Source organism: Streptomyces sp. NPDC048352, from assembly GCF_040651895.1.
Lineage (GTDB): Bacteria > Actinomycetota > Actinomycetes > Streptomycetales > Streptomycetaceae > Streptomyces.
The window spans coordinates 59,802-85,628 of sequence record NZ_JBEZKZ010000015.1 but is presented as its reverse complement, the minus strand read 5'-3'; the positions used below and the strand labels follow the sequence as shown (position 1 = coordinate 85,628).

Sequence of the window (25,827 nt, the reverse complement as noted above, 5' to 3'; positions counted from 1 at the left end):
CGCCCGTGGCCCCCGCCCCGCCCTCCCGGGCGCGGCGGGGGCCACGCGCACACCCCCGGGCGCAGCGGTGCGGGCGGCGGCCCGCCCGCTTCAACGGGCGGCGCGTCAGAAGGGGAGCACGCCCGCGCGGTACTTCGGGATCCGCACCGTGACCTTCATGCCGGCGCCCACACCCGTCTCGACGACCAGGCCGTAGGCGTCCCCGTACACCTGCCGCATCCGCTCGTCCACATTGGGCAGCCCGATCCCCGACGCGGAGCCCGCCCGCTCCCCGGCCAGGATCCGCCGCAGCCGCGCCGGGTCCATCCCCACGCCGTTGTCCTCGATCGTCAGGACCGCCTCCGCGCCCGCGTCCCGCGCCGCGATCGTGATCCGGCACTCCTCGGTCGAGTCCTCCACCCCGTGCTTGACGGCGTTCTCCACCAGCGGCTGCAGGCACAGGAACGGCAGCGCCACCGGCAGCACCTCCGGCGCCACCTGCAGCGTCACCTTCAGCCGGTCCCCGAAGCGGGCGCCGGCGAGGGCCAGATACTGCTCGATGGAACGCAACTCGTCGGCCAGAGTGGTGAATTCGCCGTGCCTGCGGAAGGAGTAGCGGGTGAAGTCCGCGAACTCCAGCAGCAGCTCCCGCGCCCGCTCCGGATCGGTCCGCACGAACGAGGCGATCGCCGCCAGGGAGTTGAAGATGAAGTGCGGGGAGATCTGGGCCCGCAGCGCCTTGATCTCCGCCTCCATCAGCCGGGTGCGGGCCCGGTCCAGCTCCGACAGCTCCAGCTGTACGGAGACCCACCGCGCCACCTCCGTCGCGGCCCGCACCAGCACCGCCGACTCCCGCGACCCGTACGCGACCAGCGCCCCCAGCACCCCGTCCTCACCGGTCAGCGGCGCGAACACCGCCCACTTCAGCGGGCATCCGGGACGCGGGCATTCCGTGCGCACGCTCTGGCTGCGCCCCGACTCCAGCATCACCGCCACCCGGGCCATCGCCCGCCGCTGGTGGTGGTCGGCGCCCGGCCCGTCCCAGGCCAGCACCGCTTCCCGGTCCGTCAGGCACAGCGCCTCCGTCCCCAGCAGCGAACGCAGCCGCCGCGCCGCCTTGCGAGCGGCGTCCTCGGTCAGGCCCGCCCGCAGCGGGGGAGCGGCCAGCGAAGCGGTGTGCAGGGTGTGGAAGGTGGCCCGCTCGACCGGCGTGCCCAGGTCCAGCCCCGCCGCCCGCTCCCCGCGCCGGGCCTGCCACCGGCCCCCGGCCCAGCCCAGCCCCAGCAGCAGGGCCGCACCCGCCGCCTCCAGCAGCACCAGCGCCCCCGTCACCACGCGCCCCCCGCCGCACGCTCCCCGGTCACGTCCTCGGGCAGGTGCAGCCGCGCCAGCGCCGCCGCCGTCCCGGCCGGGACCCGGGACCGGGTGGCCAGCGACACCAGCACCATCGTCAGGAACCCCAGCGGCACCGACCACACCGCCGGCCAGGCCAGCAGCGCGTGCGCCCACCCCCGGGGGGCCAGCCCGACCCGCGTCGCCAGCACCGCCCCGAGCGCGGCCCCGCCACCCGTGAGCAGCCCCGCCACCGCACCCGGCGGGGTCAGACCCCGCCACCAGATCCCGAGCACCAGCAGCGGGCAGAACGAGGACGCCGACACCGCGAAGGCCAGCCCGACCGCGTCCGCGACCGGCACCCGGGTGGCCACCACCCCGCACGCCAGCGGCACCGCCATCGCCACCACCACCGCCAGGCGGAAACTGCCCACCCCCCGCCGGGGCAGCACGTCCTGGTGCAGCACCCCCGCCACCGCCATCGTCAGCCCCGAGGCCGTCGACAGGAACGCCGCGAAGGCCCCGCCGGCCAGCAGCGCCCCCAGCAGCTCCCCGAGCAGTCCGCCCAGCATCCGTTCCGGCAGCACCAGCACCGCCGCGTCCGCGTTGCCGGTCAGCGCCAGCTCGGGCGCGTAGATCCGGCCGAGCGCCCCGTACACCTGCGGCAGCAGGTAGAAGACCCCGAGCAGTCCGAGCACCACCAGGGTGGTGCGGCGGGCCGCCCGGCCGTCGGGGCTGGTGTAGAAGCGCACCGCGACGTGCGGCAGGCCCATCGTGCCGAGGAACGTGGCCAGGATCAGCCCGTACGTGGCGTACAGCCGGTGCTCGCGCCCGCCCCCGGACAGCGGCTTCGACCAGCCGGGCGAGTCCGGGACCCGGCCCGCGCGGGACTCCGGGACGGGGGTCCCCGGGGTGAACTCCAGCCGGGTGCGCGCCCCCACCGCGTGCCGGCCCGGCGTCAGGGTCAGCCGGGTGCCCGCGTGGGACCGCCCGTCCACCCGGCCCGTCACCGTCAGCGTGAGCGGGGTGTCCACCGACAGCCGGACGTCCTGCCCCACGGTCACGGCGGTGTGCTCGCGGAACACCGCCGGGGCGTCGAAGGAGGCGCGCGGCGCGCCGTCCCCCGCCCATGCGGCCAGCAGGAAGAAGGCGGGCACCAGCAGGGCGCACAGCTTGAGCCAGTACTGGAACGCCTGGACGAAGGTGATGCTGCGCATGCCGCCCGCGGCGACGGCCGCCGTGACCACGAAGGCGACCACGACCCCGCCCGCCCAGTCAGGGGCCCCGGTGAGCACGGTCAGGGTCAGCCCGGCCCCCTGGAGCTGGGGCAGCAGGTACAGCCAGCCCACCCCGAGCACGAACCCGACCGCGATCCGGCGCACCGCCCGCGACTGGAGCCGGGCCTCCGCGAAGTCGGGCAGCGTGTACGCCCCCGAACGCCGCAGCGGGGCCGCGACCAGCACGAGCAGCACCAGGTACCCGGCCGTGTAGCCGACGGGGTACCAGAGCATCTCCGGCCCCTGGAGCAGCACCAGCCCGGCGACGCCGAGGAAGGAGGCGGCGGAGAGGTACTCCCCGCTGATGGCCGCCGCGTTCAGCCGGGGGCCCACGGTGCGGGAGGCCACGTAGAAGTCGGAGGTGGTCCGGGATATGCGCAGTCCCAGCGCGCCGACCAGCACCGTCACCAGGACGACGACGGTGACCGCGGTCAGCGCGTACGTCTGGTTCACCGGAGTCCTTCGACGGGGGAGGGGATCCTCGGAGTCTACGCAGCGCCTCCGGCGGCACAACAGGCCCGCTCCGGCAGGCGCCCCGGGCCGGTCCGCCGGGCGCCGCGGCGCCCGTCAGAGGGCCGGGTCGCGGTGCTCCGCGCAGTCGCGCAGGGCGATCTCCAGCTCCACGTACGACTCCTCCGCGCGCCGGAAGGCGAGGGTCAGGGCCGCCTCCGCGCGCGGCGGCAGCCGGCAGCGGGTGCCCTCCTGCGCCTCGTACAGGACGTCGGCCCAGCGGGCGGCGGCGCTGCGCAGCCGGGCCAGCAGCTCCTCGGCCTCGGCGGGGCCCGAGGGCGGGGTGCGGGGGAGTCCGCTCAGCGCGTCCAACAGCGCCTCGATCTCGGACATGTCGCTCCTCCCGGGCCGGATGGTCCACGATAGGCGCGGCCGGTCCCGGCGAGGGGGCCGCCGGGCGTGCCCCTGCGGCCGACGGGCCCGGCGGATCGCCGTACGCCCGTCCCGGTGCGACGAACGGCTCGCCGGTACGCCGGGCGGTCGTCCGGGCTGCGGGCCGTGCTCAGCCGGTGGCCTGCCGCATCAGCAGGTCCCGGAGCTGGCGTGCGTGGCGGCGGCTGACCTGGAGTTCCGCCGCGCCCACGCGGACGCTGGTGGCGCCCGCGTCCAGGCGGAGCTCGTCGATCCGGCCCAGCGCCACCAGATGCCGCCGGTGGATCCGTACGAAGCCCCGGGCCGCCCAGCGCTCCTCCAGCGTCGACAGCGGGATCCGCACGAGGTGGCTGCCCTCCTCGGTGTGCAGCCGGGCGTAGTCCCCCTGGGCCTCCACGTACGCGATGTCGGCGATCGCCACGAACCGGGTGACCCCGCCCAGTTCGACGGCGATCTGCTCCGGCGCCCGGTCGGCGACGGCCGCCCCGGAAGCCGGGCGGCGCGGCGCCGGCGCGGCGGCCCGCTCCGGCTCCCGCTCGGGCCCGGCCAGCAGCGCGCGGGCCCGCCGGACCGCCTCCGCCAGCCGCTCCGGCCGCACCGGCTTGAGCACGTAGTCCACGGCCTTGAGGTCGAAGGCCTGCACGGCGAACCCCTCGTGCGCGGTGACGAACACGATCAGCGGCGGCCGGGCGAAGCCGGCCAGCAGCCGGGCGATGTCCAGCCCGGTCAGCCCGGCCATCTGGATGTCCAGGAAGACCACGTCGATGGCGTCGGGCCCGTCCGGGCCGCTCTCCAGCGCCCGGGTGATCCGGCGCAGCGCCCCGGTGGCGTCCGAGGCGCCCTCCGCGCTCCGCACCCGGGGGTCGGAGCGCAGCAGGTAGAGGAGTTCCTCCAGGAGCGGCTTCTCGTCGTCGACGGCCAGTACGCGCAGCATGGGCCGAGTCTAGGGAAGGCCCGCGGGCGGGCCAATCGGGTGCGCGGCCCCCGCCCGGGGGGAAGGGGCGGGGGCCGCGCGGTTCCGGGCGGGGGTCACGGGGCGGTGATGAGCCCGCCGTCGGGGGCGACGGCGTACCAGGTGCCGCCGGCGCCCTGGCCGTTGGTGTCGCCCGCCTCGGTGTCCTTGGCGAAGCGGTACGCGGGCCGGCCCGCCACCGTCAGCTGCTTGCCGCCGTCCTTGCGGACGACCTCTCCCAGCAGCGCCGGGTCCATCCCGGAGGCGGCGGTGACGTCGCCCGCCGCGACCACCGGCCAGGCCTTCGCGCAGTCCCCGTCGCAGTTCGATGCGGGCGGCTCGGCGGTGTCCTTGTCGAGCCGGCACAGGGTGTTCAGGCGCGGATTCCATGAGGGTGATCAGGCGACGTTCGGTGGTCGGCCGGAGTCTTGCTCGGAGCCTGTGATGGGTGGATCTCTGTGAGGGAGAATGTCGGCATGACGACTTGAAGAGCACCGGCCGGGCGGCAGAATTGGCGAAAGGTCGGGAGCTGGGACACGATTCCCGACGGCGATCGACGCGTCTGCGCCGTCTGCGGAACGCCCGTCTGTTCGTACCAGCGTCGCTTCCATCCGCGAGAGTCCTCGATGTTCGAGCGGTGCATCGGACTCGCCTGGTGTTCCACTTGCCGGATCTACTCCGGCAACATGGTGCACGTCCCGCGGAAGCGAGTTCTGGTCGACCTCCTCGCGTCTCTTCCTCCTGAGCAGCGGGAACGGCTTCTGCGTTCGGAGACGCGACTGATCGAGTTCCTGGACCGTCAGGCCCGAGGTGCCAGAGGCTAAGGGCGGCGGCTGGCCGCAAACAGGAGGAGCGCGGACGGGGGCGGCTCCGGTCGGTCCGGTTTCGTCGGAGCCGCCGTTCGTGCCGCAGGCGGTCGCCGCCAGGGTGACGGCGGCCGCGACGGCGGCCAGGGACGTTCCGCGCTTGATGCCCATGGTGTCCTCTCCCACTGTGTCCGCCGGGGCCGGGGCCGTGGCCCGGTCCGGTGCGTCGCGCCGCCCCGGCTGCTCGTCGGGGACACGGCGCCACGGGCGGGCCCCGTTCAGCGGGAGCGGTATGGCGTGTTTCACTCACCCCCCGTCGAACCCGGCCCGCCGCAGGGCCGTGACCACAGCGAGGCCGAGGACCTGGTGTCCGGCGTCGTTGGGGTGCAGGCCGTCCGCGAGGTGCTCGGGTCCGAGGACGTCGCGGCCCGGCAGCAGGGCGAGCCGGCCGTCCCCGGCGGCGATCCGGTCCCGGACGGCGCGCTCCATCGCGTCCCGCAGGGCGCCCAGGGTGGCGCCGAGGCGGTTGGGGGCGCGTTCGGCGTCGGGGCGCAGCACGGGGGACAGGAGCAGCAGGGGGGTGCGCGGGTGGCCCTGGCGGACCAGGTCGAGGAACACGCGCGTGGTCTCGTACAGCAGCGGGGCCGTGTACGGGACCCGGGTCCAGCAGTTGGTGCCGAAGGCGAGGGTGAGGACGTCGGCCGGGAGGGCGGAGAGCTGTTCGGCGGTGGCGAGCTCCCCGCGCGCGCCGCCCGCGTAGCCGAGGTTCACGGTGTCCCAGCCCAGGGTCCGGCCGGCGACGGCGGGCCAGCCGTGGGCGGGGCGGGTGGACCACCAGCCCTCGGTGATGGAGTCCCCGTGCACCACCCAGCGGGGAGCCTCGGGGGCGGGTGCGAGGTCGCCGCCGACCCCGCGCAGCCCGAGGACCAGCGGGGACTGCCCCTCGGGCGGGTACAGCGTGAAGGGCGCCTGCTGCCGGGGCAGTTCGAGGCGTACGACGGACTCCGCGGCCGGCTCGGTGAAGACCTCGGCGAGCAGCCCGTACCGGTTCCACAGGGCGAAGCCGTGCGCGAGGTCGTGCAGCGCGTCGGTGGGCCCGGGCACGGTGGCCCGGTAGCGGATCTCCACGGCGTGCGCCGTCCGGGTGGTGAACTCCAGCCGCACCCCGATGGGCAGGGTGGCCCGCTCGCCGGTGTCCCAGGGCAGCCGCATGGTGTCGGCCGGGTCGGCGCGCACCGGCCGGCCCTCGTCCAGCCAGGCGACCCCGCGCAGGAAGGGTCCGGGATCCTGCCAGCGCCCGTCGGGGCCCAGGGGTGGTCTCACTGTGCTTCTCCGATCCTCGGGTGCGGGAACCGCACGCCGCTCCCGCCGTCCATGAACGGCGTCTGCCCCGTCACGTACGAGGACAGCGGCGCGGCGGGGAAACAGGGCGGCCCCGGTGCCGGCGGGGCCGCGGCACGGAGATCCCGTAGAGCCCGTCCAGGTCCATGGCGGCACGCTGCGGCAGATCTGACGAGGTGTCAAGGACAGGCCTCCGGGGAGGCCCGTGCAGCGATCGATCATCCGTGCGCAACAAACGTCCATGGTGAGCGGATCCGCGCAACGATCGTCCGCCAATGTGCAAGGATGGTGCATTACGGGCGGTATCACTCAGCTCGTAGGCTCACCCCCTGTACGTGGAGTGGCGCCGACCGCCTGCTCGGCGGTCCCCCATGCCCAGACGGGCCCACACCCGTCTGCCAACTGCTCCGGACCGCTGCGGTCGACGCCTGACCCGTCCCCATCCGCAGTGTCAAAGGAGTCCCCTCGTGCTCGATCAGGGCCAGGCACCCCCGCTCTCCCCGGAGACGCGCAAGCCCGTGAACCCGCTCATGCGGCGCAAGCCCGTCGAGCGGCTCGTCGCCGAGGGCGGCCAGGGCGAGGGCGGCTCGCTGCGCCGCTCGCTCACCATGTGGCAGCTGACCATGATCAGCATCGGCGCCACCCTGGGCACCGGCATCTTCGTCGTCCTCGGCACCGCCGCCCCCAAGGCCGGCCCCGCCGTGACGATCTCCTTCGTGATCGCGGGCCTGACCGCCCTGTTCTCGGCCCTCTCCTACGCCGAGCTGGCGGGCTCCGTCCCCGTGTCCGGCTCCTCGTACTCGTACTCGTACGCCACCATGGGCGAGCTCATAGCCTGGATCTGCGGCTGGTGCCTGGTCCTGGAGTACGCGGTCTCCGTCGCGGCCGTCGCCGTCGGCTGGGGCCAGTACCTCAACGAGTTCCTCGACGGGACCATCGGCGTCACCGTCCCCGAGTCGGTCTCCGCACCGCTGGGCGAGGGCGGGTTCATCAACCTGCCGGCCCTGGTCGTCGTCCTGCTCTCGATGGTCTTCCTGATGCGCGGCGCCAAGGAGAGCGCCACCGTCAACTCGGTCATGGTCGCGGTGAAGATCGTGACCCTGCTGCTCTTCATCGGCATCGGCGTCATGGGCATCAAGGCGGGCAACTACACCCCCCTCGCCCCGCTGGGCATGAGCGGCATCGCCGCCGGCGCCTCCACCCTCTTCTTCTCCTACATCGGCTTCGACGCCGCCTCCACCGCCGGTGAGGAGGCCAAGGACCCGAAGAAGGACCTGCCGCGCGCGATCATGCTGTCGCTGGCCATCGTCACCGTCCTCTACGTCCTCGTCGCCTTCGTCGCCGTCGGCGCCATGCCGTGGCAGGACTTCGAGGGCACCGAGGCCGCGCTCGCCCAGATCATGACCGACGTCACCGGCACCACCGTCTGGGGCGTCGTCCTCGCCGCCGGCGCCATCGTCGCGATCTTCTCCGTCGTCTTCGCCGTCCTCTACGGACAGACCCGCATCCTCTTCGCGATGTCCCGCGACGGCCTCGTCCCCAAGGTCTTCGCCAAGGTCGACGAGAAGACCGGCGCCCCCCGCGCCAACGTGGTGATCGTCTCCCTGTTCTGCGGCGTCCTCGCGGCCTTCATCCCGCTGGGCAAGCTCGCCGACGCCACCAGCATCGGCACCCTCTTCGCCTTCGGCCTGGTCAACGTCGCCGTCATCATCCTGCGCCGGTCCCGCCCCGACATGCCGCGCACCTTCAAGGTGGCGCTGTTCCCCGTCACCCCGATCCTGGGCGCCCTCGCCTGCGGCTACATGATGTTCGAGCTCGATACCGCCACGTGGATGGTCTTCGGTGGCTGGATGATCGTGGGCCTCGTGTTCTACTTCCTGTACGGCATCCGCCGCTCCCGACTGGCCACGGAAGAAGTGGCCACAGCAGAGAAGTGATCCGCCCGCAGTGCGACTGAACGATCTCGACGAACGCATCGTGCACGCCCTCGCCGAGGACGCCCGCCGCTCCTACGCGGACATCGGCTCCGAGGTCGGCCTCTCCGCACCCGCCGTCAAGCGGCGCGTGGACCGGCTGCGCGCCGAAGGCGCCATCACCGGGTTCACCGTCCGCGTCGACCCGGCCGCGATGGGCTGGGAGACCGAGGGCTTCATCGAGATCTACTGCCGCCACAACACCTCGCCGGACGACATCCGGCGGGGGCTGGAGCGGTACCCCGAGGTGGTGTCCGCGTCGACCGTCACCGGCGACGCGGACGCCCTCGTCCAGGTCTTCGCCTCCGACATGAGGCACTTCGAGCGCGTCCTGGAGCGCATCGCCGGCGAGCCCTTCGTGGAGCGCACGAAGTCCGTGCTCGTCCTGTCCCCGCTGCTGCGGCGCTTCACGTCGGGCGCGCCCGCCTGAGCGGGCCTGACCAGGCCGGCCCGGCCGGGGCCTGACCGGGGCCTGACCGGGCGTCTCGAAGGGCGTGCCGGAGGGCCTGTCACAGCGGCGTGCCAGGATCGGCGCATGAAGATCCAGATCCCGCTGCCGGCCGACCCGCGGACCTCGACCGTCTACCCGGACTGGGCCCGCGCCCACGACCCGGGAGCCGCGGCCGCCGCCCTCGCCCTGTTCGGCGAGGTCCTCGGTTCGATCCACCAGGCCTACGAGAAGCCCGGCCGGTTCGTGGACGGGCTGGAGCGGCGGGTACGGGAGCTGGATCCTGCCCACCTGCCCTGGTTCTGGGACACCGTCGGCCACCGGCTCATCGGCTGGCACCTGCGCTCCGCCGCCCGCGCCCACACCCTGGCCCGCACGGCCGAGCGCACCCACCGCCTCCCCGTGGACCCCGACTGGCACCGGGCCAACGTGCTGCTGTTCGCCCGCGCCGGCGCCCTGCCCGCGACCGGCCTCAGCGGGCACCAGGCCTGGCTCGCCGGCGCCCTGGAGCCCGGCGCGGCGCACGAGGAGTACGTACGCGTCCTGGGCGCCTGGGCCGCCTCGCCCGGTGAGCTCCCCGCCGACCTGGCCCGCCGCGTCCGGCTCTCCGCCCGCGCCGCCGGCCTGGACACCGCCGAGGAGGCCCGCGTACTGGGCCTCGTACTCGGCGCGGCGCGGGGCAAGATGGTCCCCGACCGGCTGCTGGACGCCGCCGCGCCCCTGCTGCGCGCCCACCCCCCGGCGCCGGACGTCGCGGTCCGGCTCCTCGACCTGTTCCCCGAGAGCCGCGGCGACGCCTCCTCCTGGCTGCGCCTGCTCCTCGGCTGCGGCGCGGCCGACGCCGCCGCGGCCGGGCGGATCGTCCCCGAGGGCGGCCTCACCGAGTGGTTCTCCCGGTACGCGGGCCGCTACGCCCACGGCCGCAGCGGCAGCGGCCTCGTGCGCCAGCCCATGCCCGCCGAGCTGTTCGAGCTGCTCGCCCTCTTCGCCCCCCGGCTGCGCGCCTGCGACTCCCCGCTGCGGCTGCACGAGGACCGCCACCGCCACCGGGGGCTGGACGCCGACCTCCTCGACGCCTGCCTCGCCGAGGGCATCGCCGTCGAGGACCCCGGTGTCGCCGTCGAGCTGGTGTTCCGGGACGGCCGCTCGCGGCGCGACCTCAAGGCCCTGGCCGCCGACCCGGTCTTCGGGCCCCGCCTGGAGGGCACCGTCCACTCCGGCCTGCGCGGCTCCGGCAGCGCCATCACCCGCCTCCCGCGCAACGCGGGCATCACCGCCGAGGTGCACGGCCGCGTCGAGAGCCTGCTCGGCGCCCTGCGCGGCGGCGGCCTCGCCGCGGCCGACGAGGCCGTCGAGGAGCTCCGCACCCTCCTGGACCGCCCCACGGCCCGCGCCCTGGACGGCCTCGACGAGGCCCTCGCCGCCCCGGACCTGACCGGTCCGCTCGGCCGCGCCCTGCGCGCCGGACTGCCCGAGGAGTACGGCTGGCCCGCCCTCGACGAGGCCGTCGCCGCCCTCGGCGGCCCCGCCGGGGTCACGGGGGTGACCTGCACCTGGCCCGTCCTGACCGTCTACGGGCCCGACCGGGCCGTCGCCGTCGACCACGCGGGCCCGCGCGCCTCCTGCACCTTCCGCCTCCCCGGCGAAGCGACGGCGCACACCGTCCACTACGCCGGCGGCGCCTTCCTGGTCGGCTTCGGCACCACGCCCAAGGCCTCCTTCGGCGACCGCGCCTTCTGGGCCGACCGGCCGGAGGACGTCTTCACCCCCGAGCGGCAGCTCGGCCTGCGCCGCTACGGCGGGATGATCCAGGGCGGCCTCGGCTACCAGTTCGAGACCCCGGACGGCGGACGGCTGGAGGAAGGCCGGGTGCTGCGCCCGGGCGACCGCGACGGCATCGGCTCCCACGACGTCCAGATGAGCGACGGCGAGCACTTCTGGTCCACCGGCGTCCACGACCCCTGGCGCACCTGGACCCGCGTCGACCCCGCCACCGGAGCGGCCGGCCCCGGCCACGACGCGCCGCCCTTCCACACCGCCGCCCCGCTCCCGCCCGGCACCGAGCACTTCGGGGACCTCCAGACCCTCGCCGCCCTCCCCGACGGCGCCCCGGCCTCCCCGCTCGGCCAGGACGGCCCGCTCGTCGGCTTCCGCGTCCTGCACCGCACCCCGTACCCGGGCCCCTCGCCCACCGCGTTCGTCCTGGAGGGCGTCGACGGCCGCACGGCCTCCTACCGCAGCCACCGCTGGGGCCGCCGGCCCTGGGCCGTGATCCGCATGCCCCACGGCGGTGAGGACGCGGTGCTCGTCGGCCAGGAGGCCGTCCGCTGCCACGCCGCCGAGGACAACTCCCTCCTCTGGCAGGTGCACGGCTTCCCCGGCTCCGACCGCCGCCGCACCCCCGGCTTCGGAGAAGCCGCGGGCCCGTTCCCGCCGCCCGCCTTCTGGCACTTCCTCACCCCGCGCTGCGACACCTCCTCCAAGGCCCTGCGCCGCGTGGACGACACCGCCGTACGGGCCCTGCTCGACGCCGCCCTCGCGGGCGACCCGGCCCCCGCCCTGCCCGGCCGCCTCGAACCCCGCATCGCCGACGGCGTCGGCCGGGCCGCCCGGCTCGCCGCCGACGTCCTGCGCCGGCTGCGCGAGCTGGCCCGGCGGGTGGCCGTCATGCGGGCCGCCCCGGTCGTCTCCCTGTGCACCGAGGTACCCGACTCCGTCCTCGCCCCCGCCCTGTACCAGCTGGTGCCCCACCGCAGCCGCCGCTACGACGAGCCGGCGCCCGCCCCGCAGCCCGCGCTGCTGACCGCCGTCGCCGCCGACGGGCGCCACCTGCGCGGCGAGATCGGCGACGAGGCCCGCGTCCTGGCCCGCCCCGCCGCCCCCGAGACCTGGGAGCCGCTGGTCGGCGGGATCGGAGCCGTCGCCTGGCGGGCCGCCGTCGCGACCACCCCGGACCAGGACCGCACGGCACTGGCCGCGCTGCTGCGGACCTGGAGCGGGCAGCCCTTCGCCGAGCGGGGCGGCGCCTGGCGCACCGGCCGGGCCCGCGAGGACGCGCTGGCCGGCTGCCGCGCCGCCGGGCGGACCCTGACGTCCGGCGCCGTCCGCGACGGCCTGGCCTGGTTCCTCCAGCGGGCCGGCGATCCCGCCCCGGAAGGCGCGGAGGACTGTGCCACCACCGTCGTCGAGGACGACGACACCGTACGCCTGCCCCGGCTGCTGGACCTGCTCGCCGAGCGGGGCCCGCTGGAGGTGCCGCCGGCCGCGGTGGAGGCGTTCGCCCGGCTGACCGGCGTACGCGGCCCGGTCGCGCGGCTGGTCCTCGCGGGCTTCCCCGGCCGCGACCACCACGGCGAGCACCTCAAGCTGCTGGCGTCCGCCCCCTACAAGGCGAACAAGTCACTCGCGGAGCAGTACGACGCCCTCTGCCGCCGCCTCGGCGACGCCGGACGGCGCGCGGTCCTCGCGGCCGGCCTGCCGCAGGACCCCGCCGGCCTGTGGCAGCCCGGCGGGGCCACGGCGGCGGCCGAGCGGATGGCCGCCGTGTGGACCGGGCTCCTCGGCGCCGAGGAACCCGCGGACGAGGAGCTGGCGGCCGCCCTGGAGGCCGAACTGGGCCTGCCCGACAGCTGGGCGCGGGCCCTGCCCGCCGGGCACGCGCCCGCCGACGCGCCCTTCGGCCAGGGCGGCCTGCTGCTCGTCGGCAGCCGGACGGGCGGGATCCACCTCCACCACGCCGGCCCCGACGGCAGCGCCGGGGAGTGGGTGGACTCCCGGTGGCCCGCGCACCGGCAGGCCGCGTCCGTGATCGCCTGGGCGCTGACCGAGCGGCCCGTCGGGGATCCGGCGGCCCGGGGCGCGCTGGCCCTGTACGGAAGGCTGCGGGCCCAGCTGGACGGTCCCGGCGCGCTCCTCCCGCTGGGCGGCTTCTTCCAGGAGCTGGTCGCGATCGCGGAGGCCGACCCGGAGTTCATCCCGTACGAGGGGACCGTCCTGCCCTGCCCGCAGCCGCTGTGGGAGGGGGCCGCCGGGACCTCCGCGGTCCGTGACGACGGGCTGTTCGTGGTGGCGGTGCCCAGCGGGGACGTCTTCCTGCGGACGGCCGCCCTCACCGACCCGGAGCGGATGGAGCGGGCCGAGCGGGTGGCCGGCGCGGTGCGCCAAGGCCACCTGCTGACGGTCCTGCGCCGGCACCGGGACCTCCTCGACGGCCTCGGCAGCCTCGCCGCCCGCGCCGCCGCCACCCCGGTCCCGGAGGGCGGCTACGAGGCCGACCCGGCGCTGAGCGCCCCCGACCTGGTCGCGGAGGCCGCCGGAACCCTCGGGGTCGGGGCCGACGCCGCCGCCTTGTACCTCCAGCTGCTGGCGCTCGCCCGCCCGACGGACCGCGCCGTCCGCCGCTGGAACGGCTGGACGGCGGCCCGCCACAAGGCGGCTCAGGCGGAGCTGGCGGCCTGCGGCGCCGTGGAGAGCGGCAAGCGGGCCCGCGCGGGGCGCACGCTGTTCATCCCGGGCCAGTGGATGGAGTTCAAGGCTCCGCACCTGCCGGTGGAGCAGGCCAAACTGGCCGCGCACCTGGCGTCCGCCTCCGGTACGACGCTCCACGCGCCGCTGCTGCGACTACTGGCGCCGCGGCCCCCGCACGAGCTGTTCGCCCGCGCCTGGGCGGCGGCCCGCTCGTAGGCCGGCTCGTGGTGGTCACACGGTGACGGGGCGGGCGCTCGGGGCCAGCATGGCCCGGCGCTCCTCCTCCGTCAGCCCGCCCCAGACGCCGAAGGGCTCGCGGGTGCGCAGCGCGTGCTCCAGGCAGGCCGCGCGGACGGGGCAGCCGGCGCAGACCTGCTTCGCCGCCCGGTCCCGGTCGTCGCGTTCCTCCCCCCGCTCCCCGGCGGGGTGGAAGAACCGGCTGGGCCCGAGCGCCCGGCAGGCGGCCCGGGACTGCCACTGCCAGTGGTGGAGGGCCGGGCCGGGCAGGCGTGAGAGGTCGGTCATGGTGAGTCCTTTCCGTTGCCTCGTAGCGCATCTGACCGCTCGGCGCGCACTGAAACACGGAACCGCCACGCGGGCGGGAACCGGGAGCGCGGTGGCGGGCCGGACGACCGCTGATCTGCCGCGTGTTCATCGCCACGGACGTCCGCCCGCTGCCCGCGCTCCCGTTCCGCCGACGCTACGGGCAACTCCGGCGGTACTCAATGAACCCCGTGTTAAAGCGTGTTACGGATGATCGTTTTCCTGCGCCGTCCAGCCCGGCGGCCGCATCCGCTCCCCGGCCATCGCCACGAGCGGGCCCTCGTGCCGGAGGGACGGCCTCCGGCGCGGGTTCGGCCCGTACCGCCCGGCCGTCCAGCTGGACGCCGGGGATGCGCAGCACCGTCTCCCAGTGCTGGACGGCGCCCCGCACGCTACGCCCCGGCGGGCGCCCGCCGCGCGCCGCGCCCGGGCCCGCCCAGGGCGCCCCTCGCGCCGCCCGCGCAACGAATCGCCGTGCACCCCGCAGAACGCGCAACGAATCGATGCGCCCAGCGCAACGCTCACGGCTTGTCCGGATCGAACGCCCGAACGTACCGTTTTACGACCCCCCGCCCCACCTGTCACAGAGGTACGCCCATGCCCCCGCTGCGCACCGCACTCCTCCAGAGCTCCGGACGGCTCGGCGACACCGCCGAGAACCTGAAGCGGCTCGACGAGGCCGCGGCGCGCGCCGCACAGGGCGGGGCCGGGCTCCTCGTGACCTCGGAGATGTTCCTGACCGGGTACGCGCTGGACCTCCAGGACGTACCGGGGTTCGCCGAACCGGCCGACGGCGAGTCCGCCCACGCCGTCGCCGGCATCGCCCGCCGCCACGGGATCGCCGTCCTGTACGGCTACCCCGAGCGCGACGGCGAGACCGTCTACAACTCGGCGCAGCTGGTCGGCCCCGACGGCTCGCGGCTGGCGAACTACCGCAAGACCCACCTGTTCGGCTGCTTCGAGCAGGACGCCTTCACCCCCGGCGACGCCCCCGTCGTCCAGGCGGACCTGAACGGCCTCCGCGTCGGCATCATGATCTGCTACGACGTGGAGTTCCCGGAGAACGTACGGGCCCACGCGCTCGCCGGGACCGACCTCCTCCTGGTCCCGACCGCGCAGATGCACCCCTTCCAGTTCGTCGCCGAACAGCTCGTGCCCGTACGGGCCTTCGAGAACCAGATGTACATCGCGTACGTCAACCGGACCGGCCCCGAGGGCGCGTTCGAGTTCGTCGGCCTCAGCTGCCTCGCCAGTCCCGACGGTGTCACCCGCACCCGTGCCGGCCGCGGCGAGGAGATGGTCTACGGGGAGGTCGACGCCGAGCTGCTGGCCGCCTCGCGCGAGACCAACCCGTACCTGCGCGACCGCCGCCCGGGGCTCTACGCCTCCCTCGTCTAAGCCCCCCGCTCCGCCCTCCCCGCCCCGCCTGCTCTGCCGCAAGGAGACGTACCCCCATGACGTCCACGGTGCCCACCACCGCCGTCCCGCACAGCGACGGTCAGCCCCCGATCACCATGTTCGGGCCGGACTTCCCGTACGCCTACGACGACTTCCTCGCCCACCCGGCGGGCCTGGGCCAGATACCGGCGACCGAGCACGGCACCGAGGTCGCCGTCATCGGCGGCGGCCTGTCCGGCATCATCTCCGCCTACGAGCTGATGAAGATGGGCCTCAAGCCCGTCGTGTACGAGGCCGACCAGATCGGCGGCCGGCTGCGCACGGTCGGCTTCGAGGGCGCCGGTACCGAGGGCCTGACCGCGGAGATGGGCGCCATGCGCTTCCCGCCGTCCTCCACCGCGCTCCAGCACTACATCGACCTGGTGGGCCTGCAGACCCAGCCCTTCCCGAACCCGCTGGCCGAGGCCACCCCCTCCACGGTCGTGGACCTCAAGGGCGAGACCCACTACGCCGAGACCATCGCCGACCTCCCGCAGGTCTACCGCGACGTCGCCGCCGCGTGGAACGCCTGCCTCGACGAGGGCGCCGACTTCTCCGACATGAACACCGCGATGCGCGAGCGTGACGTCCCGCGCATCCGCGAGATCTGGGCGAAGCTCGTCGAGAAGCTGGACGACGAGACCTTCTACGGGTTCCTCTGCAAGTCCGAGGCCTTCAAGTCCTTCCGCAAGCGCGAGATCTTCGGCCAGGTCGGCTTCGGCACCGGCGGCTGGGACACGGACTTCCCGAACTCCATCCTGGAGATCCTGCGCGTCGTCTACACCGAGGCGGACGACCACCACCGGGGCATCGTCGGCGGCTCGCAGCAGCTGCCGCTGCGCCTGTGGGAGCGCGAGCCCGAGAAGATCCTTTACTGGGCCCAGGGCACGTCCCTGTCCTCCCTGCACGACGGCGCCCCGCGCCCGGCCGTGACCCGCCTGCACCGCACGGCCGGCAACCGCATCACCGTCACCGACGCCTCCGGCGACATCCGCACCTACCGCGCCGCGATCTTCACGGCCCAGTCGTGGATGCTGCTGTCCAAGATCGCCTGTGACGACACGCTCTTCCCGATCGACCACTGGACGGCGATCGAGCGCACCCACTACATGGAGTCCAGCAAGCTCTTCATCCCCGTCGACCGCCCCTTCTGGCTGGACAAGGACGAGGAGACGGGCCGCGACGTCATGTCGATGACGCTCACGGACCGCATGACCCGCGGCACCTACCTGCTGGACAACGGCCCGGACCAGCCGGCGGTCATCTGCCTGTCGTACACCTGGTGCGACGACAGCCTGAAGTGGCTGCCGCTGTCCGCGAGCGAGCGGATGGAGGTCATGCTGAAGTCCCTCGGCGAGATCTACCCCAAGGTCGACATCCGCCGCCACATCATCGGCAACCCGGTGACCGTGTCCTGGGAGAACGAGCCCTACTTCATGGGCGCGTTCAAGGCCAACCTGCCGGGTCACTACCGCTACCAGCGGCGCCTGTTCACCCACTTCATGCAGGACCGCCTCCCCGAGGACAAGCGCGGCATCTTCCTCGCGGGCGACGACATCTCCTGGACGGCCGGCTGGGCCGAGGGCGCCGTCCAGACCGCCCTGAACGCGGTCTGGGGCGTCATGCACCACCTCGGCGGCTCGACGGACGCCGCCAACCCCGGCCCGGGCGACGTCTACGACGAGATCGCCCCGGTCGAACTCCCCGAGGACTGATCCTCTCGACGCACCGCTCGCGCGGTGCGGCGCCAAGGCGCCTTACCGGCTTCGCGCCGCTGCGCCGGACTCCGTCCGGCGTGTGCGGGGCGGGGCCGGTTCGTGCGTCCGGGCCGGTGGGCGGGTGCGGGTGCGTGTGCCGCTGCGCGGGGCGAGGTCCCCTACCCGCCCTTCACCCGTTCTCGCCTCGAACGCCGGCGGGGCTACACGTAGCCCCGCCAACGGCGTCACCAGGGGAGCGCGCAGCCCCGCCCGGCAGGGCGGCGGCCCGTCGGGGTCAGGAGGCAGCGGCCCACCAGGCCGACGCCCGCGTCGAGGGACTCCTCGAACTCCTCGGCCAGGTCGGGGGAGCGGCGCAGGGTCCACAGCAGGCGCGCCGAGGCCCAGGCGCCCGAGCGGGCGCGCTCCAGGCTCCAGGAGCCGAGCAGGTGCGTGAGCGGGTCGGCGATCTCCAGCAGGTCCGGCCCCGGCATCAGGTCCTCGCGGATGCGTTCCTCCAGGGCGACCAGGGTGTCGCCGACCTGGTGGAAGTCGGCTTCGAGGGCCGAGGGCGGGCAGTCCAGCACGCGGCAGGTGGACACCACCGCCAGGGCCAGGTCGTGCCCGATGTGGGCGTTGATCCCGGCCAGCGCGTGCTGGAGCGGGCGCACGCCCGGATGGCGGCGGTACTGGAGCAGCGGGCGCCAGCAGGCGGGGGCCCGGTCCGCCTCCACCGCCGTCAGGTACCGCTCGGCGAAGCGGACGGCCAGTGTCTCGGCGCGCCGGGGCGCCGGGAACCGGCCCTGCCCGATCCGCCGGTGCAGGGTCTGCGTCACGGTCATGTACACCCGGTTGAAGACGGCCACACCGTCCTGCGCGGGGAGCCGCTCGTCGAGGGCGCGCATCCGCGCGAGTACCGCTTCCATGGGGGCAGCGTCCCAGCCGGGACGCCCCGCGCGGGGAACTTGGCCGTCTCCTTCGCCGGTTCGGGCGAAAGGCCCGTCAACCCCGCTTGCCTGCGCCGCTGTCGTAGTCCGAGGTGCCGGCGTCGAGCAGCGGCCGCTGTTCCTTCAGGTGCGCGGGGGCGAAGTAGCGCAGCGCGTGGTAACCGGTGATCACCACGATCGTGCCGAGCGCGATGCCGCCCAGTTCGAAGCTGTCGGTGAACCGGAGCTTCACCCCGCCGACGCCGATGATGATGCCTGCGGCGGCCGGTACCAGGTTCAGCGGATTGCGCAGGTCCACCCGGCCGTTCAGCCAGATCTGCGCGCCGAGCAGGCCGATCATGCCGTACAGGATCACGGTGATGCCGCCGAGCACCCCGCCGGGGATCGCGGCGACGACGGCGCCGAACTTCGGGCACAGGCCGAAGAGCAGGGCGAAGCCGGCCGCCGCCCAGTAGGCGGCCGTGGAGTAGACGCGGGTGGCGGCCATCACCCCGATGTTCTCGGAGTAGGTGGTGTTCGGCGGGCCGCCGACCGCCGTGGACAGCATGGACGCCGCGCCGTCGGCGGCGATGGCGGTGCCGAGCTTGTCGTCGAGGGGGTCGCCGGTCATCTCGCCGACGGCCTTGATGTGCCCGGCGTTCTCGGCGATCAGCGCGATCACCACCGGCAGCGCGATGAGGATCGCCGACCACTCGAAGGACGGCGCGTGGAAGGACGGCAGCCCGATCCAGTCGGCCTTGCCCACACCGGAGAGGTCGAGCCGCCAGTGGTCCACCGCCCCGGTCCCGCCCACCGGGGAGTGGATCCTGCCGAGGACCAGGTCGGAGAGCCAGGAGAGGGCGTACCCGAAGACCAGCCCCAGGAAGATCGCGATGCGCGACCAGAACCCGCGCAGGCACACGACCGCGAGCCCGGTGAACAGCATGGTCAGCAGCGCCGTCCACTGGTCCTGCGGCCAGTACGTCGACGCCGTCACCGGCGCCAGGTTGAAGCCGATCAGCATGACGACCGCGCCCGTCACCACCGGCGGCATCGCCGCGTGGATGATCCGCGCCCCGAACCGCTGGACGGCCAGGCCCGCCAGGAACAGCGCCGCGCCGACGGTGAACACCGCCCCGGTGACCACCGCGCTGTCACCGCCGCCCGCCCGGATCGCCGCGGCGACGCCGACGAAGGAGAGCGAGCAGCCCAGGTAGGAGGGGACCCGGCCGCGCGTCGCGAGCAGGAAGATCACCGTCGCGACGCCCGACATCATGATCGCCAGGTTCGGGTCCAGGCCCATGAGGACCGGGGCGACGAAGCTCGCGCCGAACATCGCCACGACGTGCTGGGCGCCGAGCCCGGCGGTGCGGGGCCACGACAGCCGCTCCTCCGGCCGCACCACCGCGCCGGGAGCGGGGGTCCGCCCGTCTCCGTGCAGGGTCCAGCGCACGCCGAAGCCCATGTCCCACCACTTCCGTTCCGTCGGCCGATCAAGCATCCTGGCCGCCTGCCGGTCGGTCGCGCAGCGGGCCAGCGGATATATTACGGCCGGATAGGGGCGGGTTCGTCCCGGTTGGCGGAGCCGACCGGCTCCGGCCTCGGCCGCAGGACGCCCGCCCCGACGGTCAGCGCGCACGCCAGCAGGGTCACCAGTGCGAACGACACCACCAGCGAGCTGGCGTCCGCCACCGCGCCGATCGCCGACGGGGCGATCAGCCCCGAGGTGTAGGTGATCGTCGCGACCCCCGCGATGGCCTGCGCCGGAGCCGGGCCGCTGCGCGCCGCCGCCGCGAAGGCCAGCGGCACCACCACCGCGATGCCGAGCCCGATGAGTGCGAAGCCCGCCATGGCCGCCGCCGGATGCCGCACGCCGACCACCACCAGCCCGCCCGCGACGGCCAACGCCCCGCCCGCGCGCACCGTGCGCACCGCCCCGAACCGGTCGACCACCCGGTCCCCGGCCAGCCGGGCCAGCGCCATGGTCAGCGCGAAGGCCGTCGTGGAGGCGGCGGCCGGGCCCGCCGCCGCGTCCAGGACGTCCCGCAGGTACACGGCCGACCAGTCCAGGCTCGCCCCCTCGGCGAAGACCGCGCAGAAACCCACCCCGCCGATCAGCAGGGCCGCCTTCGGGGGCCGGGCGAAGCGCGGCGGAGCCTCCGCCTCCCGCTCCGCCCGCAGGTCCAGCACCCCGCGTACGGCCACCAGCCCGGCCGCGGTCAGGGCCAGCGCGGCCACCAGGTGGTGGAGCCGGGCGTCGGTCCCCGCGTGCGCGGCGACCGTACCGGCGGCCGATCCCAGCAGCGCGCCGACGCTCCACATGCCGTGCAGCGAGGACATGACGGAACGGCCGAGCCGGTTCTCGGTCTCCACCCCGAGGGCGTTCATCGCCACGTCCGACAGGCCGGAGGTGGCCCCGTAGACGAACAGTGCGGCGCAGAGCGTCCACAGGTCCGGAGCCAGGCTCGGCAGCGCCAGCGACAGGGTCCACAGCGCCAGCATCCCGCGCAGGGCGGTGCGGGCGCCGAAGCGGTGGTTGATCCGCCCGGCCAGCGGCATCGCAAGCGCCGCGCCCAGGGCGGGGAAGGCGAGGGCCAGGCCCAAGGTGCCCGCACCGAGCTGGGCGTGCTCCTGGATCCACGGGATGCGGGTGGCGAAGGAGCCGGTGACGGCGCCGTGGGCGCAGAAGACGGCGGCGATCGCGAAGCGGGCATGGCGCAGGCGCGCCGGGCTGAGGTCGGATTCCCCGGTCATGGACGTAAACTATCAGGGAGCCTGCCTGATAGTTAGTGGCCGTTCCCTCCTTAAGATGGGCGCCGTGATCCCTGCCAAGGTGCCGACCCCCGCCACCGCGCCGACCGTGCCGTCCCCCGCCTCGCCGAGCACGGCCCGGGCCATCAACGACCGCCTCGCGCTCGAACTCCTCCAGGCGGAGGGCCCCCTGACGGCGGCCCAGCTCAAGCGGCTGACCGGCCTGTCCCGCCCCTCCGTCGCCGACCTCGTCGAACGGCTCGGCGCGGCCGGGCTCATCCAGATCGTCGGGGAGTCCGGCGCACAGCGCCGCGGCCCCAACGCCCGCCTCTACGGGATCGTCGCCGACCGGGCCCACCTGGCCGCGCTGGACGTACGGACCGACAGCGCGACGGCCGTGGTCACCGACCTGCTCGGACGCCCCCTGGCCCGGGCCGCCCTGCCCGTCGACGCGGTCGGCGAGGCCGTGGACCGGCTGGAGGAGCTGGCCCGCGAGGCGGGCACCCGGCAGCTGCACACCGTGGTCGTCGGCGCCCCCGGGCTCGTCGCCCCGGCGAGCGGCGAGCTGCGCGACACCGGCGGCCTGCCCGCCTGGCACCGGGACCTGGTGGCCGCCCTCCAGCGGAGGCTGCCCGCCCAGGTGGTGGTGGAGAACGAGACCAACCTGGCGGCCCTGGCCGAGCAGCGCACCGGCGCCGCCCGCGACCTGGACTCCTTCGTACTGCTGTGGCTCGGCGCGGGGGTCGGCGCCGCCGTCGTGCTGGACGGGCGGCTGCGCCGGGGCGCCTCCGGCGGGGCCGGGGAGATCGGCTTCCTGCCGGTACCCGGCACCGGCGGCCTCCCCTCGGCCACCGACTGCGGCGGCGGCTTCCACGCCCTGGCCGGCCGGGCGGCGGTGGCCGCGCTGGCGGCGGAACACGGCTTCGCCGGGCCGGTGGAGGAGGCCGTCGCCGGCGCCGCCGGGGAGGCCTTCCTGGACGCCCTCGCCGAGCGGCTCTCCCTCGCGGCCGCAGCGGTCGCCGCGATCCTGGACCCGGGCTGCGTGGTCCTCGGCGGGGAGATCGGCCGCGCGGGCGGGCCGGCCCTCGCCGCCCGCGTCGCACACCGCCTGACCACCCTGACCCCCGTCCCGACGGCGGTCCGCGCCACCGCCCTGGGCGGCCCGGCCGTCCTGGAGGGCGCCCGCCTCGCCGCCCGGGAGGCCGCCCAGGACGCCCTCTTCGGCTGACCGCTCAGCCCCGCCGCTCCAGGTACTCCGCGTAGGTCCCGCGGCCCACCGCCTGCCCGGGCGTCAGGTTGCCGCCGCGCCGGAAGCCCGCGTACGCCTTGCCCGCGAGCGGCAGCGGGACCACACGGCGCCTGCGGCCGGTCGCCGCGAGGTGCAGGCGGCCCCACTCCTGGAGGGTGCGGACCTCCGGGCCGCCCATGTCCGCCACCCGGCCCGCCGCAGCCGGGACGGCCAGCTCGGCCAGCCGGTCCGCGACCTCCTCCACGGCGATGGGCTGGATCCGCACGCCGCCGGGCAGCGGGACCACCGGCAGCTTGGCGGCCGCGTCCACCACCTGGGCCACCAGATCGTGGAACTGGGTGGTCCGCAGGATCGTCACCCCGAGCCCCGACTCCTCCAGCAGCCGCTCCACCCGGAGCTTGACCTTGTAGTAGGGGAACGGGATCTCGTCCACCCCGACGATCGAGATGTAGACGACGTTCGTGACGGTGCCGCTGCGCCGGGCCGCCTCGATCAGGTGCCCGGCCGCCACGTCGTCACCCCCGCGGGGCGAGCTCGCGCAGTGCACCACCACCTGCGCGCCGGCCATCGCCGCGTCCAGCCCGGTGCCGTCGCGCAGGTCGACGGGGAAGTCGGCGGAGCTCCGGCTCAGGACCCGGACGTCGTCTCCCCGGCCGCGCAGCCGGGTGACGACGAGGGCCCCGAGGTTCCCGGTGCCGCCGGTGACGAGGATCGTGCTCATGATGTGGGGTCCTTCCCTGGGGCGGTGCTTGCACCCAGGTGACAGGGCAGCCCGCCGGAACGTGACAGCCCCCGCGGAAAAGTTCCGCGGGAGTTCCGCGCGGGGGCGCCGCATGCGCGAGGACCCGGCGGCCGTCGGCCGCCGGGTCCTCGTCTGCGCTGCTCTGACCGGGGGTGGTGGGTCAGCAGGCGCCCAGGTCCTTCCAGACGCCCCATTGGCCGGTGGTGCCGGGCTCCTCGTTCTGCGTCCACCACTGGGCCTTCCAGGTGTGGCCCTTGTGTGCGACCACGCTCCCCGCGTTGTAGACCGTGCCGGCCGCGTACGCCGGGCCGGTGCAGGCCCCGGGGGTGGTCGGCGGCGTCGTCGGGGGAGTGGTCGGCGGGGTGGTGGGAGGCGTGGTCGGCGGCTGGGTGCCGCCGGGCTCCGTCGGCGTGGCGCCGCGCGCCCGGTCCCCGGTGAGGGCGTAGGCGGTGCCGGAGACGGTGACCGTCCAGTTGGAGGGCGTGGACACCGGCAGGTAGTAGTTGAACGCCAGGTCGACCGAGGCGCCCGGGGCCAGCGACTGCCAGGCCGGGAGCTTCAGGGAGACCCGCTGGAAGTCGCCCTTGAGGCCGCCGGCGTTGCTGCCGCTGTGGCCGGTGGCGATCACTTTGGTGCCGAAGCCGGACTGGTCCGAGGCGTTGGCCGGGGCGGAGGTGCCGTAGTCGAACTGGAACTCGGTGCCGCCGGGCAGCGTGCTCCTGGTGTTGTTGGTGATCTTGAGCTTGGGGGTGATCGGGTAGTTGGAGTCGCCCAGCTTGAAGTCGGTGAACTCCGTCTTGATGTCCACGGCCTGCGCCGGCAGGGCCGAGCCCGCCTTCTTCGCCCCGTACGGGGCGGCGGCCTTGAACTTGTCGTACATCAGGGAGGTGAGCGTGTCGCCCGTCTCGTACTGGCCCTTGGCCGCGTTGTACGCGTAGTCGCCGGCCAGCTCCCAGACCATCGTGCCGCCGATGCCCTTGTTCACCACGTAGTCGGCCTTGGCGGCCACCGACTGCTCGTCCTCCGTCGACAGGAAGACCTTCTTCTGCGCGTTCCACAGCCACGGCGCCACCAGCGTGGAGTCGTACTTGCGGGCGTAGCTGCCGGTCAGCGTGGTGTTCGCGGGGAAGCCGTACTTCGTGACGTAGTCGCCGACGACGCCCTTCTCCAGGTTCTTCGCGTGCCACATCGGGTTGGAGCCCGCCGGGGACTCGGCGCCGTTGGCGTCCAGGTCGTGCCAGAGGTTGTCGATGCCGACCGCGCCGTCACCGCACTTGGTCAGACCGGCGCCCGCCGGGCAGCTGGTGGCAGGCGCCTTGCCCCACAGGCCGTCCGTGCCGCCCTGCACGTTCTTGAAGCCGCGGGTGTAGTACGGCAGGCCGATGTTGATCCGGCCGGACGGCATCGAGCCGCGGAAGTAGTGGTAGGCCCAGTCGGTGTTGAGGTAGCCGACGCCGCCGTACTGGGAGGTGGAGTAGACGCCCGCGGCCGCCAGTTCGGCGTCCTTGCCGTCGTCGAAGAGGGAGGCGTTGGGGCCGACGTACTCGTTCCAGGCGCCGTGCAGGTCGTAGGACATGATGTTGACGTAGTCCAGGTACTGCTGCATCTGGAACGTCTCCATGCCGCGCAGCAGGTAGCCGGAGGAGGGGGCGGCGACGGAGAGCAGGTAGTGCCTGCCGTCGGCGGCGCCCGCGCGGTCGAGCTTCTCGCGGAGGGTCTTCATGAGGACGTCGTAGCCCTTGACCAGGCCGGCGCGGCGGGCGTTGGACAGCTGCCAGTCCAGCGGGTTGCCCGCGTCCTTCATGGTGGTCGGGTACTCGTAGTCGATGTCGACGCCGTTGAAGCCGTACGTGCGGACGAACTCGACGGAGGAGTCCGCGAAGGTGTTGATGCCCGCGGTGTTGACGGAGCCGTCGGCGTTGGTGGCCATCGAGTAGAACCCGCCGGAGGCGACGCGGTTGCCGTCGTCGCCGAAGTAGCCGCCCGTCTCGGCCCAGCCGCCCACCGAGATGAGCGTCTTGACGTTCGGGTACTGCTTCTTGAACTTGTTGAGCAGGTTGAAGTGGCCCTTGTAGGGGAGGGCCGGGTCCATCTCGGCGCCCGCGACCCCCGGCCAGGTCATCCCGGTGGCGGCGTTGTTCGCGTTGTCGGCGCCGACCGAGATCTTGTTGTCGGCGCCGACGTGGGCGAAGGCGTAGTTCAGATGGGTGACCTTGGACCACGGGACGTTGTTGGCGAGGTAGGCGGGTGTGCCGTCCTTGCCGGTGCGCCAGCCGGTGAAGTAGCCGATGACGCGGCGCTGGTGGTCGGCGCCCATCTTCTCGCGGCCTTCGGAGTCGTAGACGGAGCAGTACGGGACGTCGACGCCGGCGGTCTTGTAGAGCCCGTCGGGGCGGCACGATTCGTTGTCGGCGGCGTGCGAGACGCCCGCGGAGAGCCCGCCGGCCAGCATCGCGGCGATTGCGGCGCCGGATGCCAGGAGCATCGCTCTCGTACGTGTGGGGGACGGCATGGTGCCTCCTGGGGAGGGGAGGATGGCAGGGCCGACGTGCGGCAACTGGCGGAAAGGCGGCGCTGGTTGGCCCGTGACGTGCGCACGTCGGCAGGCCGGCTCCCGGGGAAGATGAAGGGAACGTTAAGAGGACTAGACCAACCCGTCAATAGGTCTGGACCAAAGCGGGGCGGGGTGGATGTCCTGGCGCCACCGGCGCACGAGGGGCGCTCGAAAACGGCCGGCCTGTGAGCCAGGCCACAGCGCTTCACCCGCATGGCCGCGGATCACCCGTGGCACACTGGCCCTAGTACCAGTAGCAGCGCACTCCGGGGTCGGTGTAATTCCGAACCGGCGGTATAGTCCGCGACCCGTCCGCATCCAGCGGCCGGTTGACCAGGTGAAATTCCTGGACCGACGGTTAAAGTCCGGATGGGAGGCAGTGCGCGGCGGGCCAGTCACCGGTACGCCGCCGTCGGCGGTCCATCGGCGTATCCCCAGCGGATACGTGTCGGAAGGACCGTATCTCCGGCCTCG

At 74.4% G+C, this 25,827-nt stretch carries 17 protein-coding genes, 1 pseudogene and 1 riboswitch; of the genes and pseudogenes, 6 read left to right on the top strand and 12 right to left on the bottom strand.

The window, feature by feature from the left end; genetic code table 11:
- Positions 1-105: 105 nt before the first annotated feature.
- The 6 genes and pseudogenes from AB0D45_RS11235 to AB0D45_RS11210 all read right to left on the bottom strand — a co-directional run bounded on the left by AB0D45_RS11235 (position 106) and on the right by AB0D45_RS11210 (position 6,551).
- Entirely contained in the window at positions 106-1,311 is a 1,206-nt protein-coding gene (locus tag AB0D45_RS11235; protein ID WP_362457199.1) for a histidine kinase, read from the bottom strand.
- Positions 1,308-3,041, bottom strand: a complete 1,734-nt coding sequence (locus AB0D45_RS11230) for a cation acetate symporter (protein ID WP_361608863.1) — start codon at positions 3,039-3,041, stop codon at positions 1,308-1,310. The genes AB0D45_RS11235 and AB0D45_RS11230 overlap by 4 nt, the downstream gene beginning before the upstream one ends.
- 114 nt (positions 3,042-3,155) lie before the next feature.
- Positions 3,156-3,431, bottom strand: coding sequence for a hypothetical protein (locus AB0D45_RS11225; RefSeq protein WP_362457196.1), 276 nt, complete (start codon positions 3,429-3,431; stop codon positions 3,156-3,158).
- A gap of 169 nt (positions 3,432-3,600) precedes the next feature.
- Positions 3,601-4,404 carry a LytTR family DNA-binding domain-containing protein gene (locus tag AB0D45_RS11220; RefSeq protein ID WP_361608867.1) on the bottom strand — a complete coding sequence of 268 codons (804 nt, stop codon included), beginning with the start codon at positions 4,402-4,404 and terminating at the stop codon, positions 3,601-3,603.
- A 116-nt stretch (positions 4,405-4,520) separates the two neighbouring features.
- Positions 4,521-4,793: pseudogene (locus AB0D45_RS11215) on the bottom strand (hypothetical protein); the annotation flags it as partial.
- Positions 4,794-5,534: 741 nt separating this feature from the next.
- On the bottom strand, positions 5,535-6,551 hold the full coding sequence (locus AB0D45_RS11210) for a GDSL-type esterase/lipase family protein (protein ID WP_362457193.1): 1,017 nt from the start codon (positions 6,549-6,551) through the stop codon (positions 5,535-5,537).
- A gap of 485 nt (positions 6,552-7,036) precedes the next feature.
- Here AB0D45_RS11210 and AB0D45_RS11205 point away from each other — a divergent pair, with 485 nt between their 5' ends.
- From AB0D45_RS11205 to AB0D45_RS11195, 3 genes are all read left to right on the top strand, one after another.
- Positions 7,037-8,506 (top strand): amino acid transporter, encoded by a 1,470-nt coding sequence (locus AB0D45_RS11205; RefSeq protein WP_361608873.1) that lies wholly within the window; start codon positions 7,037-7,039, stop codon positions 8,504-8,506.
- Between the two features lie 10 nt (positions 8,507-8,516).
- Positions 8,517-8,972, top strand: a complete 456-nt coding sequence (locus AB0D45_RS11200) for an Lrp/AsnC family transcriptional regulator (protein ID WP_007262967.1) — start codon at positions 8,517-8,519, stop codon at positions 8,970-8,972.
- Positions 8,973-9,077: 105 nt separating this feature from the next.
- Positions 9,078-13,673, top strand: coding sequence for a hypothetical protein (locus AB0D45_RS11195; protein ID WP_362457189.1), 4,596 nt, complete (start codon positions 9,078-9,080; stop codon positions 13,671-13,673).
- A 15-nt stretch (positions 13,674-13,688) separates the two neighbouring features.
- Here AB0D45_RS11195 and AB0D45_RS11190 read toward each other — a convergent pair whose 3' ends face one another.
- A complete protein-coding gene (locus AB0D45_RS11190) occupies positions 13,689-13,982 on the bottom strand; it encodes a WhiB family transcriptional regulator (protein ID WP_362457186.1) in 294 nt (97 codons plus the stop codon).
- 615 nt (positions 13,983-14,597) lie between these two features.
- Between AB0D45_RS11190 and AB0D45_RS11185 the strand changes: the two genes are divergently transcribed.
- Together AB0D45_RS11185 and AB0D45_RS11180 are read left to right on the top strand one after the other, a co-directional pair.
- On the top strand, positions 14,598-15,398 hold the full coding sequence (locus tag AB0D45_RS11185) for a carbon-nitrogen hydrolase family protein (protein ID WP_361609725.1): 801 nt from the start codon (positions 14,598-14,600) through the stop codon (positions 15,396-15,398).
- 56 nt (positions 15,399-15,454) lie between these two features.
- A complete protein-coding gene (locus tag AB0D45_RS11180; protein WP_361609723.1) occupies positions 15,455-17,152 on the top strand; it encodes an NAD(P)/FAD-dependent oxidoreductase in 1,698 nt (565 codons plus the stop codon).
- 227 nt (positions 17,153-17,379) lie between these two features.
- Here AB0D45_RS11180 and AB0D45_RS11175 read toward each other — a convergent pair whose 3' ends face one another.
- The 3 genes from AB0D45_RS11175 to AB0D45_RS11165 all read right to left on the bottom strand — a co-directional run bounded on the left by AB0D45_RS11175 (position 17,380) and on the right by AB0D45_RS11165 (position 20,811).
- The gene (locus AB0D45_RS11175) at positions 17,380-18,057 is read right to left on the bottom strand and encodes a DUF5995 family protein (protein ID WP_362457183.1); all 678 of its coding nucleotides are present in this window, start codon (positions 18,055-18,057) and stop codon (positions 17,380-17,382) included.
- A gap of 76 nt (positions 18,058-18,133) precedes the next feature.
- Entirely contained in the window at positions 18,134-19,522 is a 1,389-nt protein-coding gene (locus tag AB0D45_RS11170) for a solute carrier family 23 protein (protein ID WP_362457247.1), read from the bottom strand.
- Positions 19,523-19,602: 80 nt separating this feature from the next.
- The gene (locus tag AB0D45_RS11165) at positions 19,603-20,811 is read right to left on the bottom strand and encodes an MFS transporter (RefSeq protein WP_362457180.1); all 1,209 of its coding nucleotides are present in this window, start codon (positions 20,809-20,811) and stop codon (positions 19,603-19,605) included.
- Positions 20,812-20,866: 55 nt separating this feature from the next.
- Here AB0D45_RS11165 and AB0D45_RS11160 point away from each other — a divergent pair, with 55 nt between their 5' ends.
- The gene (locus AB0D45_RS11160) at positions 20,867-22,036 is read left to right on the top strand and encodes an ROK family transcriptional regulator (RefSeq protein ID WP_362457177.1); all 1,170 of its coding nucleotides are present in this window, start codon (positions 20,867-20,869) and stop codon (positions 22,034-22,036) included.
- A gap of 4 nt (positions 22,037-22,040) precedes the next feature.
- Here the strand turns inward: AB0D45_RS11160 and AB0D45_RS11155 are convergent, their stop codons facing one another.
- Together AB0D45_RS11155 and AB0D45_RS11150 are read right to left on the bottom strand one after the other, a co-directional pair.
- Positions 22,041-22,778 (bottom strand): NAD(P)H-binding protein, encoded by a 738-nt coding sequence (locus tag AB0D45_RS11155; RefSeq protein WP_362457174.1) that lies wholly within the window; start codon positions 22,776-22,778, stop codon positions 22,041-22,043.
- 181 nt (positions 22,779-22,959) lie between these two features.
- Positions 22,960-25,311, bottom strand: a complete 2,352-nt coding sequence (locus AB0D45_RS11150) for a chitinase C-terminal domain-containing protein (RefSeq protein WP_362457171.1) — start codon at positions 25,309-25,311, stop codon at positions 22,960-22,962.
- A 299-nt stretch (positions 25,312-25,610) separates the two neighbouring features.
- Positions 25,611-25,740, top strand: a riboswitch (FMN riboswitch).
- Positions 25,741-25,827: the final 87 nt, after the last annotated feature.